The sequence below is a fragment of the Pseudidiomarina marina genome (assembly GCF_044807045.1).
Classification (GTDB): Bacteria; Pseudomonadota; Gammaproteobacteria; order Enterobacterales; family Alteromonadaceae; genus Pseudidiomarina; species Pseudidiomarina marina.
The window spans coordinates 1,164,191-1,181,465 of the sequence record NZ_CP085233.1 but is presented as its reverse complement, the minus strand read 5'-3'; the positions used below and the strand labels follow the sequence as shown (position 1 = coordinate 1,181,465).

Here is a 17,275-nt window from a genome sequence, read left to right as displayed (position 1 = left end):
CTTTGCTGACGATGATTTCACGCTGAAATCAAACAGTAGATTTAAACAGGTGTTTTAATAACAGATTCGTTATGGCTTTGTCCAGTCTTCTAAAGCCGGTTGTTGAAAAGCTTGATCATTCTTTGACAACACCACATGAGCAGGTGCGATAGCTAAAATAGTTAATCCCTGATAGCTCTCACCTTCAAATAAGCGTACACCACCGAGTTCAATCCAGCGCGAATTTGGCCGCGATGAGTACTGATGTCCATCATAGGTAAAACTTGGCACTGAACGCTGAAAGCTTGGGCTTAACTGTGATAACGCTGGTACCACACTTAAGTTTTCCCCTTGCTCGCCTAATGCACTTTCAAAAGCACTAAGCATTTCAGGAGAAATTTGCTTGAGGTCAATTGCTTGATTGGAATTTACTACAGAAGTGTTGGCTTGCCGCTCTGCCGTGCTAATGAGTTCATCGCCTTCCTCCGCGTCACCTGCTGGCTCCGACTCTTCCTCAATACGCCAATTGGGTTGAATTACGGACGCCACAGCTCCTAATTGATAGCTTGGGGAGACAGTCGGTGACTGAATCTCTTGTGACGCGACTTCAGATTCGGCTATTCCAGAGAGAAATTGCTGACTGATGAACCATCCTGCAATGATCGCCATGATGATGACCAAGGTGGAAATGATCGCTTTTGCGAACGTACCGGTACCCTGTTGTGCTGATTGCAAAGAGATAGTTCCAGGCTGTTGAATCAACGGCGATTGTTGATTGCGCAATGCTTTAAGTACTGATGACATTAACGCACCTCCGAGTTTTTCGATTTAGCTAATCGCGGTCCTGATTCATTTTCGTTTGCACTCAACCATGCTAACGTCAACGCATCCAGTTGCCCTGTCACTTTCACACCAGCTTGCTGTTGCACATGACGCACTTGTTCCGCTATACCATCGCGTCTATCAACCCCATGCTCGCTCAGTTGTCGTGCAAGCCATTGTTGATATACCGATTGTTCAGCGTCGGCATCGACGTCGAAATACCCCGGGGGTTGCGCAATTACGATTACGAATTCTCCAGTCCAATCGTTGTTTGGTGACGCATCAACATCATTCACAAACTGATAGTCACCGTTCTTCAGCGTCAACAGCGCTGGTAGCTCAGGAATGAGAATTTGATCCAAGCGAGCGCTTGCACCCACGCAGAGTAGTTCGAACGACTGAATCCATTCACAAAACGCTTGTTCTTGTGGCGGATTCGGCAGCTTCCAAGCGCTTGCCATTAATTCAATGCCGCTTCTTATTGGTGTCGTCTGTTCCACCACGGGTTGAGCAATCTCAGCTTGACGCCAGTACCAATTCGCAGCTCCAGTTAAACCAGCAATTACAACCCCCGCAACGATCAACTGCAGCCAACTTCCTCTGGATTTTTCTTCGCGTTGAGGCGACGGACCATCTAACTCCTTCGCGGCAATTTGAATGTGACGTACCGAGACCACGGATTGCTGTTCGTTATACGCAGCCAGCAAGGCGCGGTCACAGAGCAAATTGAGTCGGCGTGGAATCCCTTCACTGGCGAGATGTACTTTTTTGACAGCTTTTTTATCGAACAACCCACGCTGTGCACCGGCTACTTGCAACCGATAATTAATGTATCGCTCCGAGTCAGCTAACTGCAGCGGTAATAAGTGGTACCGAGCTGTAATGCGCTGCGCGAGTTGACGAAGTTCACGACGGCGGAGTAGATCCTGGAGTTCTGGCTGACCGATGAGAATAACCCGTAACAACTTGTTCTGGTTAGTTTCTAAGTTGGTAAGTAACCGCAACTGCTCAAGCACTTGTGGCTGCAGATGCTGAGCTTCATCAATTAACACCACACACTGCTGATTTTGAGCATGAGCCTCAAGTAAAAATTGGCTAAGTTTATCGGTTAATTGCTTTGCTGTTACTTGGTTTTTGTTGTATTCAATACCAAACTCATCACAAAGGGTTGCCAATAGTTCATCTGAGTTCAGCATTGGGTTCAGGATAAATGCAGTGCGAGTCTGTTCCGGCAACTGCTCCAACAGAGCACGAGATACAGTTGTTTTACCCGTGCCGACTTCGCCAGTCAGTAATATAAACCCACCACTGCCCTGCAAACCATAACTGAGGTGCGCCAGCGCTTCTTGATGGCGTTCGCTCAGATATAAAAATTGTGGATCAGGTGCAATTGAAAATGGCTCGGTATGCAATCCAAAATAATTAAGATACATGGCAACTTCGCTGCATTAATAGTTATAGTGTGAAACAGTGTAACGACTCGCTTGCATCAGGGCTAGTGATTCGCGATCATCATTAAAAAGCAAAAGGAGCAATTGTGGAAGTTTATCTCGTCGGTGGTGCAGTTCGCGATCAACTCTTAGGTAAGACCGTACACGAACGTGACTACGTGGTTGTTGGCGCGCGACCAGAAGAGATGCTTGCTCAGGGGTATCGACAAGTAGGGAAAGACTTCCCCGTGTTTCTACACCCGCAAACTGGCGAAGAGTATGCGCTTGCTCGAACAGAGCGCAAATCAGGGCAAGGTTATACTGGTTTCACCGTTTACGCCGCACCCGATGTCACCTTAGAAGATGATTTGATTCGTCGCGATTTAACGATTAATGCGATAGCGCAAAAAGCCGACGGCCAACTCATTGATCCGTTCGGCGGTCTTAGCGACCTCAACAATCGCAAACTTCGTCATGTTTCGCCGGCTTTCGCTGAAGACCCATTACGAATTCTTCGTGTGGCTCGCTTCGCAGCCCGTTTTGCTGATGACGGTTTCACTGTTGCCGATGATACGTTAGCACTGATGCGTCAAATAAGCCTCAGCGGTGAGCTTCAAACTCTCGCTGCTGAGCGTGTGTGGCGGGAAACTGAAAAAGCAATGGCGACCATCACACCGTATGTTTTCTGGCAAATACTGCAGTCCTGCCAGGCACTTGAACCTTGGTATAGCGAGTTGAAAAACTCAATTGATATCGAGAAACTCAAAGTTCAAATGGAGAACATAGGCGCTAAACTTAACAGTACTAATGCTTGGGCGCTTAGTTGTTACTCACTATCCATGACCGAGCTTTCGCAACTCCACGAACGTTTGAAAGTGCCCAACTCCTATACCGATATCGCTGTTGCTGCCCGCAAAGTCAATTGGCAACAATCACAACAGATTGATGCCACATGGGCGTTTCACGCCATTGGCAAAGTTGATGGTTGGCGTCGTCCGAATATTGTGCAAGAACTATTCATTCTGTGGCATGCGTTGGGTATGACGCAGGCAGATATTGAACGTATTCAACTCGCATATACACAGGCGCAACAGGTTAAGGCTGGCAATGTCATCGAGGCGGCTAAGCATCGTGGTCGTGAGTTAAAAGGCCCAGCCATCGGTGCGGCTGTGAGCGCAGAGCGTTTAGCTGCAATGCGCCACAGCTGGCATTCATCTAAATAAAGAATGCGAATAACACCGCGCCGAGTGCTAATCGATAGATAACGAACGGCAACATGCCCATACGGCTGATAATCTGTAAAAACACGTGAATACACACGTACGCAGCAACGAAGGATGCGACAACGCCAAGGATGATCGCAGACCAAGCAACGGCTTCAGGCTGTTGCACCAACTTCAAGCCTTGGTAGCCTCCGGCCATAATAATAATTGGAATGGATAGCAAAAAACTAAATCGAGCGGCGTCGGTTTTTGTAAGGCCGAGCATCATTCCCGCGGTCATGGTAATTCCTGAGCGCGACGTGCCAGGAATCAATGCTAACGCTTGTGCAGCACCAATAATCAGTACTTGTTTTAACGATAGTTGTTCGATTGTCTGCTGTTGCGACGCGCGCACATCGGCGTACCAAAGTAACAAACCAAAAGCGACGGTACTGGTGGCAATCACCAATGCCGAACGAGCAAAGTTTTCAATTAGGTCATTACCAAGCAAGCCAGCCAGACCAGCGGGAACCGTACCCCAAATAATCAACCAGGCTAGACGACTATGAGCATTATGCTGTCCGCGCAAACTTCCGAACCAATTCACCAATAGTTGCCCGACTTCCTGACGAAAATACAGCACAACCGCCAGCAACGTACCAACATGCACTGCGACATCGAAAGCGAGCCCTTGATCTTCCCAACCAAACAACTGCGACGGCAAAATCAGATGCGCCGAACTCGAAATCGGTAAAAACTCCGTTAGCCCCTGAATTAAGGCAAGAATGATGGCTTCCCAAATGCTCACAGTACAAATATCCTTCTAATTTGAATCATCAATAACTAGATGTGGTAGCGGGTCAAACGCTAAGAATATCGGCTCTAGTTTTTGTTCACCAGAATAATTTGACCAATGTTCGGTAAATGTTTTATTCGTAACGGGATGACGAAGTGTGGGACTTAATTCTGCTAGAGGCCATAACACAAATGCGTTCGTTAATATTTCTGCGCGAGGTAACTGAACCGGTGCGTCGCTAATGACGGCGTCAAACATCAACATATCAATGTCTAATGTCCTGGGACTAAATCGCGCTGCACTGCCGTCATGACCATGCGCTTTTTCAATCGCCTTACACGTTGCTTGAATGGCTTCAATCGATCGATCTGTTTCGACACAGGCGACTAGGTTGTAGAAGCGACTACCAGCAAATCCAACCGAATCACTTTCAAACACTCTTGAGACGAACAACGGATGTTGTTTGCTGGCAAAGGCATCATGCAGTGCTCGCACGCCGGCCTTGATATAATGTTCTCGGTCGCGATTACTCCCGATACCAAACCAAACCCAACTCACTATGCTTGCCTAACAATTTCAACAGCAGTTTGACGAGCTGCAGCAACTGCTTGCGGCTTACTGACCTTTACTCGTACGCGTGGCGTTTTAAAACGCGCTAACACTAGGGTTGCAATTTCTTCAGCAACGGTCTCGATTAGCGCACGCGGACGCTCTTGAACAAGTTTAATAATCGCTTGGCTCAGTGCGTCATAATCCAAGGCATCTTGGAGCTGTTCAGACTGGGCCGCCTTGCGGTTATCCCAATCCATCTCTAAGTCTAAAATGAGCGGTTGTGTCTGTTCATGTTCCCAGTCGTAAACGCCAATAAATGCATTTACCACTAAGCCTTCAATGAAAACTTTATCCATGCAAGAGTCCGTATCAATAGAAATTCAACGCTAAAGCACTTATGCTATGGGTTTGCATAGTAACGGAAAGCGAATCAGAAGCAAACGGCTACTGACACCAGCACGTGTTTTAATGACAAGATAAGTGAACCAACTTAAGTGAGCCAGCTATGGGTGCCCTGATAATATTAGCGATCATATCAGCCTATTTGTTCGGCTCGATTAGTAGTGCGGTGCTTATTTGTCGCTTGTTTGGCCTGCCCGATCCACGAACTTCCGGCTCCAATAATCCAGGTGCCACCAACGTTTATCGCCTAGGCGGAAAGATTCCTGCCGCTTTAACCTTATGGTTTGATGTGCTCAAAGGTATGATTCCGGTATGGGGCTCTTATTTTCTGGGGATTGAACCGTTTTACCTCGGTATCATCGCCGTCGCGGCCTGTCTGGGACACATTTTCCCACTCTACTTTCACTTTCGCGGTGGTAAAGCCGTCGCCACAGCACTTGGCGCAATGTTCCCCGTAGCATGGGAAATGGCTTTATTACTCATTGCAACTTGGTTGGTGGTTTTTCGAATTAGTCGGGTGTCATCTATGGCTGCACTCGTTACGGTAAGTCTTGCACCGTTCTATGCGTTCTGGATAAAACCGCAGTACACGGTGCCAGTGATTATGATCTCAGTATTAATCATGTGGCGCCATCAATCTAATATTGTTCGATTACGTAGCGGACAAGAACAGCGTACTCGTCGCAACGATTAAAAACCGAGTTACGATGAGGCACCACTCGGTTCAGATAGTTCAGCTAGAGGCCAACGCGGGAACGTTTTTACTTTAATATCCGTACGTTCACCTGCAAGCAAGCGCTGAGCACCAGCAAAAGCGATCATCGCCCCATTATCAGTACAAAATTCAGGTCGAGGAAAGAATACTTGCCCACCAATGCGTTGTGCAAAGTCTGCTAGCTGCTCCCGTAAATGTTTGTTTGCACTCACGCCACCAGCAATAACCAGTCGTTTTAGGCCGGTCTGCTCTAGCGCACGGCGACATTTAATCACCAACGTATCAACCACCGCATCCTGAAATGCTCGGGCGACGTCCGCCAGTTGTTGCGGCGAACCATCGGTACTCGCAATGGTATTCGCGGCAAAGGTTTTTAATCCGCTAAAGGAGAAATCAAGCCCAGGACGGTCGGTCATTGGTCGTGGAAACTTGTATTTATTGGGTAACCCTTGCTCGGCCATTTTCGCCAGCCGTGGCCCACCGGGATAATCGAGTCCCATCAACTTGGCGGTCTTATCGAAAGCCTCACCAGCAGCATCATCAACTGACTCTCCCAACAATGTATATTTGCCAATACCATCGACTTGAACTAGCTGGGTATGTCCACCAGAGACTAATAAAGCAACAAATGGAAATTCTGGCGGGTTTTCTTCGAGCATCGGCGCTAATAAGTGCCCTTCCATATGGTGCACTGCAATTGCCGGCACATTCCAACCAAAGGCTAAGCTGCGACCAATACATGAGCCCACTAACAAGGCCCCAACGAGCCCTGGCCCTGCGGTGTAGGCAACGCCATCAATGTCTTGAGGTTGTAAATTCGCTTGGGTTAAAGCCGCTTGAATAAGCGGTAGGGTTTTACGAACATGGTCGCGCGATGCCAGCTCTGGCACCACACCACCGTAATCAGCGTGCAACTTAACTTGTGAATACAACTGATGAGCCAACAAGCCATGCTCGGTATCGTAGATAGCAATACCGGTTTCATCACAGGAGGTTTCTATTCCAAGTACACGCATGACAAGCCTCAAAAATCTGGTGTAAAAAACGGCGCACAGTTTACCCCAGATTTTCGTCAAAGTCAGTCGAGATCAACCGTTGCTCCCTGCAAAGCGCTGTCATCATCACTTGCATTACTATCGCCACTCAGTTTAATACGCAAGCGCAAATCGTTTGGCGCGTCAGCATGACGCAAGGCTTCGTCATAACTAATACGACCAGCTTTGTAGAGGTCGAATAGTGCTTGGTCAAAGGTTTGCATACCAAGCTCGCGCGATTTCGCCATTATCTCTTTAATTTCACCCATATCATTGGTTGCAATTTTTTCCGCAACAATCGGGCTATTTAATAAGATTTCAATTGCTGCGACACGCCCACCGTCAATGGTTGGAATTAACTGTTGCGCGACGATACCGCGGAGGTTCAAAGACAAGTCAAACATCAACTTGCCGATTTTTTCCTTAGGTACCATGTGCATGATGCGTTCAATCGCTTGGTTGGCGTTGTTAGCGTGCAGTGTGGCCACACATAAATGACCGGTTTCCGCGAAGGTAAGTGCGTACTCCATAGTTTCTTGCGAGCGAATTTCACCCACCAAGATGACGTCAGGCGCTTGACGCAATGAGCTTTTCAACGCGGCTTCAAACGATTCCGTATCACTGCCGACTTCCCGTTGCGTGATCATTGACTTCGCGTGTTCATGAACAAATTCGACGGGATCTTCAATTGTTAAAATGTGACCTTTCGAATGCTGGTTTCGATAACCGATCAATGCTGCCAACGTGGTCGATTTACCGGAGCCTGTGGCACCGACTACCAGCATTAATCCACGTTTATTCATAATTAGCTTAGTCAGTACTTCTGGTAGCTTCAGCTCTTCCACTGTTGGAATTTCGGTAACAATACGACGGACCACCATTCCCGCACGTTGGCGTTGCCAAAATGCACTCACCCGAAAGCGGCCGATACCTTCACGAAATATCGCAAAGTTGGCTTCCTTTTCATCCATGAACTCATTCAGATGTTTAACACCCAACGCTTCTTTGACAATAGCTAGCGCCGCATTGTCACTGAGTCTTTGTTCGGTCAACGGTGTCAATTCACCATTAATTTTTGCACTTGGCGGTAAGCCCGCGGAGATAAATAAATCCGAGCTATTGCGTTCCACCATTATTTTTAAAAGTTTATCTAGAACCATGATTAGAATGAGTCCTTGTTCGCGGCTTTGGCCTTCGCATCGGCACGAGAAACGAGGCCTTGGTTCAACAGATTCTGCAAGCATTGGTCTAATGTTTGCATACCATGCGCCGCACCGGTTTGAATCGACGAATACATTTGCGCAATTTTATCTTCACGAATGAGGTTTTTAATGGCTGAAGTCGCAATCATGATTTCGTGCGCAGCAACACGACCGCCACCGACTTTCTTCAGTAGCGTTTGCGAAATAACTGCGCGTAATGATTCGGACAACATTGAGCGAATCATCGGTTTCTCGTCGCCAGGAAACACATCAACAATACGGTCAATGGTTTTCGGCGCTGACGTGGTGTGTAGGGTACCAAACACCAAGTGACCGGTTTCTGCGGCGGTCATTGCTAGGCGGATTGTTTCAAGATCACGCATCTCACCCACAAGTATCACATCAGGGTCTTCACGTAATGCAGAGCGCAGTGCGTTATTAAAACTGTGTGTATCACGGTGCACTTCCCGCTGGTTAATCAGGCTACGCTTGTTTTTGTGCACAAATTCAATCGGATCTTCGATGGTTAAAATATGATGATATTTATTTTCATTAACGTAATCGATCATGGCCGCTAATGTTGTCGACTTACCTGAACCTGTTGGCCCTGTAACCAACACTAAACCACGCGGATTATCTGAAATAGTCTTGAATATCTCTGGCGCACCCAACTGTTCCAAGGTGAGCACCTCACTTGGAATGGTTCGAAATACAGCGCCAGCACCACGATTCTGCACGAATGCGTTAACACGAAAACGGGCTAAATCAGGAACTTCAAACGAGAAGTCGCATTCTAAGTTTTGTTCGTATTCTTTACGCTGGCGGTCGTTCATGATGTCGTATACCAGCTCTTGCACCTGCTTGTGGCTTAGCGCTGGGATATTTATTTTACGAACGTCACCGTCTACCCGTATCATAGGAGGCGAATCAGCTGATAAATGTAAGTCTGACGATTTATGTTTAACAGCGAAACTGAGTAACTCAGTGATATCCATATAACAGCCTCTTGTAAGTGAGTTTTAGCAATTGATGAATAGCATAGCTGAACGCATAAAAGAAGTCCGTAATGAAATTGCTCGCGTCTGTGAACAATACCAACGTAAGCAAAATAGCGTGAAATTAATTGCGGTGAGTAAAACCAAACCCGCGGCAGATATTGCTTCTGCGTATCATGTTGGACAACGTGATTTTGGTGAAAACTATGTTCAAGAAGCAATTGCAAAGATTATGCAATTGTCAGAGTACGACATCACTTGGCATTTTATTGGCCCAATTCAATCGAACAAAACGCGAGATATCGCCGAGCATTTTGCGTGGGTTCATAGTGTTGATCGCGCAAAAATCGCGCGTCGTTTAGCGCAACAACGCCCAGCAGAAATGCCACCGTTAAATGTTCTCATTCAAGTCAATATCGATGATGACCAAGCAAAAGCCGGTGTAGCGCCCGAAGAGGTTGCCGAGCTCGCCGCCGTTATCAATGACCTTCCACAAATACAGCTGCGCGGGCTAATGACCATACCGGCGGTGCAATCCGAACCGAGTGCTTCAGCTTCAAGTTTCGCTGCAATGCAGCGGTTGTTTTTAGAGTTACAGTCCCAATATAAACAAGTAGATACCTTATCGATGGGTATGAGCGCTGACTGGCCCTATGCGGTTGCGGCTGGAGCAACCATGATACGAATTGGCACAGCAGTGTTTGGCGCTCGAGTAAATACACCAAAAAATACAGGAGACCCTGCATGACAACTTCGCCTCGTAATATCGCCTTTATCGGCGCTGGAAATATGACTCAAAGCATTGTTGGAGGCATGGTCAAAAGCGGTTATCCCAGCGATAAAATTTATGTCAGTAATCCAAGTCCAGAAAAACTCGAGAAACTGAAAAGCTCCTTAAACGTACACACCAGTCAAGATAATCAAGTGGTCGCTGAAGCGGCGGACGTCATTGTGCTATCAGTGAAACCTCAGCTCATGGCCGACGTTTGTGCTGCATTGAAGAAACAAGTTTCTAATCTTTCTGAAAAGCTCATTGTGACCATTGCTGCTGGTATTCGTATTGAGAAGTATCGCCAATACTTAGGGGATGACATTCGTATGATTCGTGTCATGCCCAACACGCCTTCATTAGTTGGCAAAGGCATGTCGGGTTTGGTTGCTGACGATCGCGTTTCAGAGGCCGATAAAGCATTTATCACCGAGGCATTTGATGGCGTCGGCGCGACATTGTGGGTAGCTGACGAAGATCAGTTAGATATTCTTGGCGCGGTTGCAGGTAGCGGTCCTGCTTACTTTTTTGAGTTTATGGCAAGTTTACAAAAGGCGGCAACCGCACTTGGATTTGATCGTGACAAAGCGCGGCAGATGGTGCAACAAACCGCTTTGGGTGCCGCTGAAATGGCTATCGCTAGTGAGCTTGAGCTCGAAGAGTTACGCAAACAGGTGACCAGCAAGGGCGGATCGACGGCCAAAGGCATCGAAGTTTATCAAGCCGCAGATATTGATGACATTTCCGGTCAAGCAGTAAAAGCAGCTGTGCAGCGCAACCAAGAAATGGCTAAACTGTTTTAATTAAATTATTTAGAGAACCTATATGAACGCGTTACGCTTTTTGGTCGAGATTGTCTTTGATTTGTTCCTGATTGTTGTGCTGCTGCGCATATGGATGCAGGCTGCGCGAGCTGATTATTTTAATCCAATGAGTCAGTTTGTGGTAAAAGTCACGAACCCCATTATTAAACCGCTGCGCAGCTTTCTGCCCATGGTTGGTCAGTGGGATATTGCGAGCCTCGTTCTCGCCTACTTGGTCGGCATTGGTAAAATTCTTGTACTTTCCAATATCGCGGCAGGAATGACGCCGATGTTCAGCGATACCTTACTCATGGGCCTGGCTGTTGTGGTATTCCAGTTCCTTTCATTGCTGTTTTGGTTGGTGATCATCATGGCGATCATGAGTTGGTTTAATCGTGGATACAACCCAATGATGGCGATGATTGAGCAGCTTACGCAGCCATTCTTGGCGCCAATTCGTCGAGTTATCCCGCCTATTGGTGGCCTCGACCTGTCAGTGTTGGTTTTGATTGTTGCGATTCAATTTGTACGTATCTTGCTAAGCAACCTCTTTGGCATAGGAATGGGGTTATGAAACACATTATTATCAGTATCTTAACTGCCTTGCTTGTTGTGGTTGGTGTCAGCGATGTGAAGGCAGAACAAAGCAAGCGCCTCGGGCCTTGGGAAGTGCATTACAATGCTTTTAATTCGACCTTGCTACGTCCTGAAATGGCAAAGCAATACCAGCTTTCGCGTAGTGAGACACTAGCGACGTTGAATATTTCAGTATTAGATGCGACGGTAGCCGGTAAACCAGCACAGCAAGTTGAAATTTCAGGTTATGTCATGAACCCGTTGAGTCAGCAGCAAACCCTAGAATTCAACGAAGTCATTGAAGGCGATGCGGTATATTATCTTGCTCAAACGCGTTTCTCTAATCTCGAAACGTTGCGTTTTTTTATAACGATTAAACAAGGTAATCAAACGCAAGAGTTGCGCTTCCACAAAGAGTTTTGGAGCAACTAAGATTTGCAAAGATAAATCGAGGCCAACGAACTAGTTGGCCTTCTCTTCAAGTAACTTGACACCCACCTGCCGGATAAACCCATCATCAGTGACTTCGCGCACGGTCAGCAAAACCAACCCAAGTTGTAATTGGTCACCAATAACAACGCGACGATGGAACTTCTGTGTGAAGTAATCGTGTAGTGACATAGCCAGCAATTTGGTATCCAGTTGGCCAACTGGGTAGAAGCCGGCAACATCTTGCATTAATAGATCGCCACGTAAAGTGAAGTCACCGAAGAATTCGCTGCTTTGCAATTCAGTTGCCTTGCCTCCGGCGGCAAGAACTCGGCTAATAGCATCAACATGCTCCAGCTTAGCGACAACAATCACTGTATCGCCCTCTTCCAAAACCGGCTGGCTTTTCGGCAATAGCCACTCACCTTCGCGAATGATCCCGACAAACTCGACATCAACATTCCAACGCAGCTCATCCCACCGATGATCGCAAGCCGGTGAGCGTTCACTAATCTGATAAGCCCATACTTCCATTGGATCTTTACTGCCCAAACGATCTAACGGCATGCGACGGTCAGGCTCCGCTGGCGCAGGCACTTCAAGCCCCAACCAGCGCGCCATTGGCGCTAACGACCAACCTTGAACAATTAATGACACCATCACCACCATAAACGCAATGTCGAAATAGAGTTCTTGATTTGGCACACCAGTCAACCAAGGATACAGCGCCAAAATGATCGGAACAGCTCCACGTAATCCCACCCAACTGATAAATACTTGTTCACGCCAAGGGAACACGAAAGGAATTAGACTCACTAAAACAGCCAATGGACGCGCCACGAATATCATCAATACGGCAACACTCAGCGAAAGCGTCCAGTGCTCCATAAGGTGAGATGGGGTCACCAGTAACCCTAATATCAAAAACATCATGATTTGACTGAGCCAAGCCAAACCATCTTGTACTTGTAAGATATGCGGTAGTTGCGGCAAACGGGAGTTGCCTATCTTGTATCCCATTAAGTACACAGCCAAATAACCACTACCACCAATGCCCGACGCGATCGCAAAAATAACGACGGCAAATGCTGCCGCTAGCAATGGGAAAAAGGAAAACTGCACTGAAATTTTTTGTGCCATCCAAACAAATGCTCGCCCACCTATCCAACCGGCCAAATAGCCGATAACAACCTGTTGAACAACATCAAGGCTTATCCAAGCCAATGAAAAACTCTCAGCTGATGCAATAATTGAAGTTAAGGTCATGGTCAGAATAATCGCCATCGGATCGTTAGTTCCCGATTCGATTTCGAGCGTTGAGGCGACCCGCTGCTTTATACGTAGGTTCTGAGACTGAAAAATACTGAATACGGCGGCGGCGTCGGTTGAACTTAGAATGGCACCGATGAGAAGTGCTGTTGGCCAGGGTAAATCAAACAACCAAACCACTCCGGCGGCGGTGATTGCACAAGTTAGTGCAACACCCACGGTCGCCAAACTAATCGCCGGCCACAAAGCGACACGAAAACGCTCTTTATGTGTTCGCATACCACCATCAAAGAGAATGATCACCAGAGCTAGTGAGCCAATAAAAAATGCTACTTCAGGATTACTAAATTCAATGCCGAGCACGCCTTCTTCACCCGCCAGCATGCCAACCACCAGAAATGTGAGTAGCAGTGGTGCGCCGAGTCGATTAGAGACGACAGCTGCGAGTATGCTGATTAACAACAGCGATCCCATCAACAGCATGATTCCAGTAATGCTGGCCAAATTTTCTCTCCTTGGTCACGATGCCCTTGACCCGTATAATAACAGGCAAATACAAATTACGGGTGAAAAGTTCATGCATGAATTAGTCTTAGCAACTGGTAATAAAGGTAAAGTAGCCGAATTAGAGGGGCTTTTAAAACCATTAGGTTGGCAGGTAAAACCACAGTCACAATGGAACTTTGCTGAAGCCGAAGAGACCGGTTTAACCTTTGTTGAAAACGCCATTCTAAAAGCACGTCATGCAGCGCAACACACCGGTCTTCCAGCATTGGCTGACGATTCAGGTTTAGCTGTTGCGGCACTGCAAGGCGCACCTGGAATTTACTCAGCTCGCTATGCAGGTCCAGGTTGCACCGATCAAGATAATATCAATAAATTACTCAGCGCATTAAAGGACACTCCAGAAGCAGAACGTCACGCGAGTTTTCATTGTGTTCTCGCATACTTACGTCACGCTAATGACCCGACTCCTATTATTTGTCATGGTCGCTGGGATGGAATAATTGCAGCAGCACCTCGCGGTGAACAGGGCTTTGGCTATGACCCGATATTTTGGCTCCCCGATCTCCACTGCACAGCAGCTCAGCTTAGTACCGAGCAGAAACAGCAATTAAGTCACCGTGGTAAAGCTCTACGCCAGTTTGTCGCGCAATTGCAGGCATCTCTATGAGCCAGTTAAAACTGCCACCATTGTCATTGTACGTTCACATTCCTTGGTGCATACAAAAATGTCCCTATTGTGACTTTAACTCACATGCCTTAAAACACGATATTCCCGAAACAACCTATGTTGCGCGCCTATTGGATGACCTGCGTGCTGACTTAGCTTGGGTTCAAGGACGAGAGCTCACGAGCATATTTATTGGAGGCGGGACACCCAGTTTATTTCGCGCGAATAGCATCAAGCAACTTCTAGACGGCATCGCGAAACAAATACCACTCGAAGCAAACTGCGAAATCACCTTGGAAGCTAATCCTGGTACGTTTGAAACTGAACGTTTTTCCGGCTTTGTAGATGCGGGCGTGACGCGACTTTCGATCGGCGTGCAAAGTCTCCAGCATGAGCAGCTTGAAGCCTTAGGCAGAATTCATGACCCACAACAAGCAATAGCAGCTGCCGCTCACGCCTCCTCCTTGCCGCTGAAAAGCTTTAACCTTGACCTAATGCATGGACTTCCCGGTCAATCACTTAAGGATGCGATGGCTGATTTAGAGGGCGTTATCGAGCTTAATCCACCGCATATATCTTGGTATCAGTTGACCATTGAACCTAATACCGCGTTTGCAAGCCGACCTCCGCAACTACCCGAAGATGATGAATTATGGGCAATTCAAGAACAGGGGCATGAAAAATTAATCGCAGCTGGTTACCAACAGTACGAGGTGAGTGCGTACGCTAAAAACGGGCACCAAAGTAAACACAACCGTAACTATTGGATGTTTGGTGACTACCTCGGAATAGGATGCGGCGCACACAGTAAGATTACGATACCCACAACGGGGGAAATTATTCGTTGTGAAAAAATAAAGCACCCACAGGGGTATCTCGATTTAACTCGGCCATTACGATATCGACAATGGCTTGTTACGGCAGATGAGCGCCCTTTCGAGTTTTTTATGAATTATTTTCGATTACTTGAGCCGGTGCCTAAATCAGCTTTTGAAGACTTCACTGGTTTACCATGTTCAATTGCTGACCAGCTTCTAGAAGAAGCGCTACAAAAGCATCTCGTCGTCGATAAAGGGCGCTATTGGGAAACGACCCAACTTGGTAGGCGTTATCTCAATAGCGTATTGGATTTATTGGTATGATCCCGAGCGAGTTATTCAACTCGTTCAAATTTCATATCCCAAACGCCATGACCAAGACGTTCGCCGCGCTGCTCAAATTTTGTTAGCGGGCGCTCGGCAGGTCTTGGAATGTAGGTATTGTTTGCTGATAAATTGCGCCAACAGCGCGCCGCATTCATTACCTCTAACATATGTTCGGCGTAGTTTTCCCAGTCGGTTGCCAAGTGCAGAACACCCCCAATGGCCAACTTCCGGCGTAGCAATTCAACAAACTCAGGTTGAATAAGACGCCGCTTGTGATGACGCTTTTTGTGCCAGGGGTCTGGAAAGAAAACCTGCACCGTCGCTAAGCTTCCATCGGCAATACAATCTTCGAGAACTTCCACTGCATCATGTTCAAACACACGCAAGTTCTCGAGACCTGCATCTTCAGCATCCATTAAGCATGCGCCAACACCAGGTCGATGTACTTCAATGCCAATAAAGTTCTTTTCTGGTGCAGCTTGCGCCATAGCGACCAATGATTTTCCCATGCCAAAACCAATTTCCAGCACAGTTGGCGCTTGGCGCTCAAAGACTTGCTCGAGATCAAGCATACCTTGGTCATGGGTTAATCCCATCTTTGGCCAACTGCGCTCAAGAGCGGCTGCCTGACCTTTGGTTAAACGGCCTTCGCGCTTTACAAAGCTGCGGATTTTACGAATGTACTTTCCCTCAGCTTGGGCTTTTTCTAAATTCTCGGAGCTCATGATGCCTCTACGTTGTGGTGCGCGAATAATGAATAAGATAAGTTTAAATTTGCGGTGCTCATTATGCAAAAAGGCACGCCAAACGCAAGTTTGGCGTGCCTTTATCTTCTACAGAATAGTTAAATTATTCTTTTACAGGAACCTGTTTAGTCACAGACATAACAGCTTCAATACGGCGATTCTTCGCACGATTTTCTGCTGAATTGTTTGGATATTTCGGACGGCTCTCACCGTAACCTTCTGTTGTTACACGAGAAGCAGCAATACCAAAATCATTCACCAAGCTATCACCAACAGCCTTCGCACGACGTTCAGATAATTGCTGATTGTACGTTGCCGCACCAGTATCGTCAGTATGACCTTCAATAACGACATCTAGCTGTGGGTACTCTTTCAAAAACTCAGCTGTTTCACGAATATCCGATTTCTGAGAATCAGGAATTTCGTCTGAATTCAGCGCAAATGTTACAACCAATTCGCGAGTGACCGTTTCGTTGGCGTACATAACACAACCGTCAGCATCAACTTTGAAGCCAGCCTGTGTATTTGGGCATTTATCCATATCGTCATTAACGCCATCACCGTCTGAATCAACGACAGCCGGAGCAGCTGGAGCTGGTTCAGGCTCAGGTGCTGGAGCCGGCTCCGGTTTGGTATAAGTAGACTCTGATGCGCCGCCAAAATAATAGCGAAGCCCTGTCATCAACATAAACTCGGTAAGGTCACCGTCGCTTTGCTGCACTGCGCCTTCGAAAGAGATGGCCCAGTTGTCATTCAAAAACTCTTTATAACCCGCACCAACACGTAAGAAACGGTTGCTAATATCACTGAATTCAGTTGAGTTAATACCTACCGCACCATAAAAATTCGAGGTGAAGTTATAAATTAAATCCACACCGTATGCACTACCAGTAGAGTCGTCGCTAGAAGTCTCTAGATCACCACGCAGGTAATCATAGTAAACACGATAACCCCACTCTGGGGTAAACTGATAGCCAAGCTCTAAACCACCCATGAGTGAATCGAAACCACCACCAAATGTTTGCACTTGATTATTTTCGATAACACGACGGTCAGAGTCTGTGCCGAACACCCCAATGCGCGGACCAACATAAATGCTACCCGGCTCATCGCCTTGGAATGCCATAACTGGTGCAGCCATTAATGAAGAAATGACTGCTGCTGATACCATTGATAACCGTTTCATGAGATGCTCCTTGTGTTTTCTCATAGGCCGATTTACGAACGTGGCTGCA

19 protein-coding genes are annotated in these 17,275 nt (G+C 47.1%); 8 read left to right on the top strand and 11 right to left on the bottom strand.

The features are described 5' to 3' along the window. Positions 1–69: 69 nt before the first annotated feature. Positions 70–783 carry a general secretion pathway protein GspB gene (locus LG272_RS05600; RefSeq protein ID WP_404409950.1) on the bottom strand — a complete coding sequence of 238 codons (714 nt, stop codon included), beginning with the start codon at positions 781–783 and terminating at the stop codon, positions 70–72. Next, complete coding sequence (locus tag LG272_RS05595; protein WP_126758396.1) at positions 783–2,234, bottom strand: ExeA family protein; 1,452 nt, start codon at positions 2,232–2,234, stop codon at positions 783–785. The genes LG272_RS05600 and LG272_RS05595 overlap by 1 nt, the downstream gene beginning before the upstream one ends. A gap of 104 nt (positions 2,235–2,338) precedes the next feature. Between LG272_RS05595 and LG272_RS05590 the strand changes: the two genes are divergently transcribed. Further along, the gene (locus LG272_RS05590) at positions 2,339–3,454 is read left to right on the top strand and encodes a CCA tRNA nucleotidyltransferase (RefSeq protein ID WP_404409949.1); all 1,116 of its coding nucleotides are present in this window, start codon (positions 2,339–2,341) and stop codon (positions 3,452–3,454) included. On the opposite strand, the gene LG272_RS05585 is transcribed toward LG272_RS05590, so the two are convergent. Genes LG272_RS05585 through folB form a run of 3 tightly spaced genes read right to left on the bottom strand, consistent with a single transcriptional unit; the run spans position 3,447 to position 5,137 of the window. Further along, complete coding sequence (locus tag LG272_RS05585; protein WP_404409948.1) at positions 3,447–4,241, bottom strand: undecaprenyl-diphosphate phosphatase; 795 nt, start codon at positions 4,239–4,241, stop codon at positions 3,447–3,449. The genes LG272_RS05590 and LG272_RS05585 overlap by 8 nt on opposite strands. 15 nt (positions 4,242–4,256) lie before the next feature. Then, positions 4,257–4,787 carry a 2-amino-4-hydroxy-6-hydroxymethyldihydropteridine diphosphokinase gene (folK, locus tag LG272_RS05580; RefSeq protein ID WP_404409947.1) on the bottom strand — a complete coding sequence of 177 codons (531 nt, stop codon included), beginning with the start codon at positions 4,785–4,787 and terminating at the stop codon, positions 4,257–4,259. Continuing rightward, complete coding sequence (gene folB, locus LG272_RS05575; protein ID WP_404409946.1) at positions 4,787–5,137, bottom strand: dihydroneopterin aldolase; 351 nt, start codon at positions 5,135–5,137, stop codon at positions 4,787–4,789. The genes folK and folB overlap by 1 nt, the downstream gene beginning before the upstream one ends. Before the next feature lie 149 nt (positions 5,138–5,286). Between folB and plsY the strand changes: the two genes are divergently transcribed. After that, positions 5,287–5,877, top strand: coding sequence for a glycerol-3-phosphate 1-O-acyltransferase PlsY (plsY, locus tag LG272_RS05570; protein ID WP_404409945.1), 591 nt, complete (start codon positions 5,287–5,289; stop codon positions 5,875–5,877). 8 nt (positions 5,878–5,885) lie between these two features. On the opposite strand, the gene tsaD is transcribed toward plsY, so the two are convergent. From tsaD to LG272_RS05555, 3 genes are all read right to left on the bottom strand, one after another. After that, entirely contained in the window at positions 5,886–6,914 is a 1,029-nt protein-coding gene (gene tsaD, locus LG272_RS05565) for a tRNA (adenosine(37)-N6)-threonylcarbamoyltransferase complex transferase subunit TsaD (RefSeq protein ID WP_126758390.1), read from the bottom strand. 62 nt (positions 6,915–6,976) lie between these two features. Continuing rightward, entirely contained in the window at positions 6,977–8,092 is a 1,116-nt protein-coding gene (locus LG272_RS05560) for a PilT/PilU family type 4a pilus ATPase (protein WP_404409944.1), read from the bottom strand. 2 nt (positions 8,093–8,094) lie between these two features. After that, positions 8,095–9,129, bottom strand: coding sequence for a type IV pilus twitching motility protein PilT (locus LG272_RS05555; protein WP_126758388.1), 1,035 nt, complete (start codon positions 9,127–9,129; stop codon positions 8,095–8,097). Between the two features lie 34 nt (positions 9,130–9,163). Between LG272_RS05555 and LG272_RS05550 the strand changes: the two genes are divergently transcribed. From LG272_RS05550 to LG272_RS05535, 4 genes are read left to right on the top strand one after another with little or no spacing between them, the layout of a single operon-like run. Further along, complete coding sequence (locus LG272_RS05550) at positions 9,164–9,877, top strand: YggS family pyridoxal phosphate-dependent enzyme (RefSeq protein WP_404409943.1); 714 nt, start codon at positions 9,164–9,166, stop codon at positions 9,875–9,877. Then, the gene (proC, locus tag LG272_RS05545) at positions 9,874–10,701 is read left to right on the top strand and encodes a pyrroline-5-carboxylate reductase (protein ID WP_126758386.1); all 828 of its coding nucleotides are present in this window, start codon (positions 9,874–9,876) and stop codon (positions 10,699–10,701) included. The genes LG272_RS05550 and proC overlap by 4 nt, the downstream gene beginning before the upstream one ends. A 22-nt stretch (positions 10,702–10,723) precedes the next feature. Next, complete coding sequence (locus LG272_RS05540) at positions 10,724–11,275, top strand: YggT family protein (protein WP_404409942.1); 552 nt, start codon at positions 10,724–10,726, stop codon at positions 11,273–11,275. Beyond that, the gene (locus tag LG272_RS05535; protein WP_404409941.1) at positions 11,272–11,709 is read left to right on the top strand and encodes a DUF4426 domain-containing protein; all 438 of its coding nucleotides are present in this window, start codon (positions 11,272–11,274) and stop codon (positions 11,707–11,709) included. Before LG272_RS05540 ends, LG272_RS05535 begins: the two co-directional genes overlap by 4 nt. Before the next feature lie 30 nt (positions 11,710–11,739). On the opposite strand, the gene LG272_RS05530 is transcribed toward LG272_RS05535, so the two are convergent. After that, entirely contained in the window at positions 11,740–13,479 is a 1,740-nt protein-coding gene (locus LG272_RS05530) for a potassium/proton antiporter (RefSeq protein WP_276567241.1), read from the bottom strand. Between the two features lie 73 nt (positions 13,480–13,552). On the opposite strand from LG272_RS05530, the gene rdgB reads away from it, so the two are divergent. After that, positions 13,553–14,149 carry an RdgB/HAM1 family non-canonical purine NTP pyrophosphatase gene (rdgB, locus tag LG272_RS05525; protein ID WP_404409940.1) on the top strand — a complete coding sequence of 199 codons (597 nt, stop codon included), beginning with the start codon at positions 13,553–13,555 and terminating at the stop codon, positions 14,147–14,149. Further along, on the top strand, positions 14,146–15,291 hold the full coding sequence (gene hemW, locus LG272_RS05520; protein ID WP_404409939.1) for a radical SAM family heme chaperone HemW: 1,146 nt from the start codon (positions 14,146–14,148) through the stop codon (positions 15,289–15,291). Before rdgB ends, hemW begins: the two co-directional genes overlap by 4 nt. A gap of 11 nt (positions 15,292–15,302) precedes the next feature. On the opposite strand, the gene trmB is transcribed toward hemW, so the two are convergent. Next, positions 15,303–16,022 carry a tRNA (guanosine(46)-N7)-methyltransferase TrmB gene (trmB, locus tag LG272_RS05515; protein ID WP_241967959.1) on the bottom strand — a complete coding sequence of 240 codons (720 nt, stop codon included), beginning with the start codon at positions 16,020–16,022 and terminating at the stop codon, positions 15,303–15,305. Between the two features lie 121 nt (positions 16,023–16,143). After that, positions 16,144–17,226, bottom strand: a complete 1,083-nt coding sequence (locus LG272_RS05510; protein WP_404409938.1) for an OmpA family protein — start codon at positions 17,224–17,226, stop codon at positions 16,144–16,146. Between the last annotated feature and the right edge of the window lie 49 nt (positions 17,227–17,275).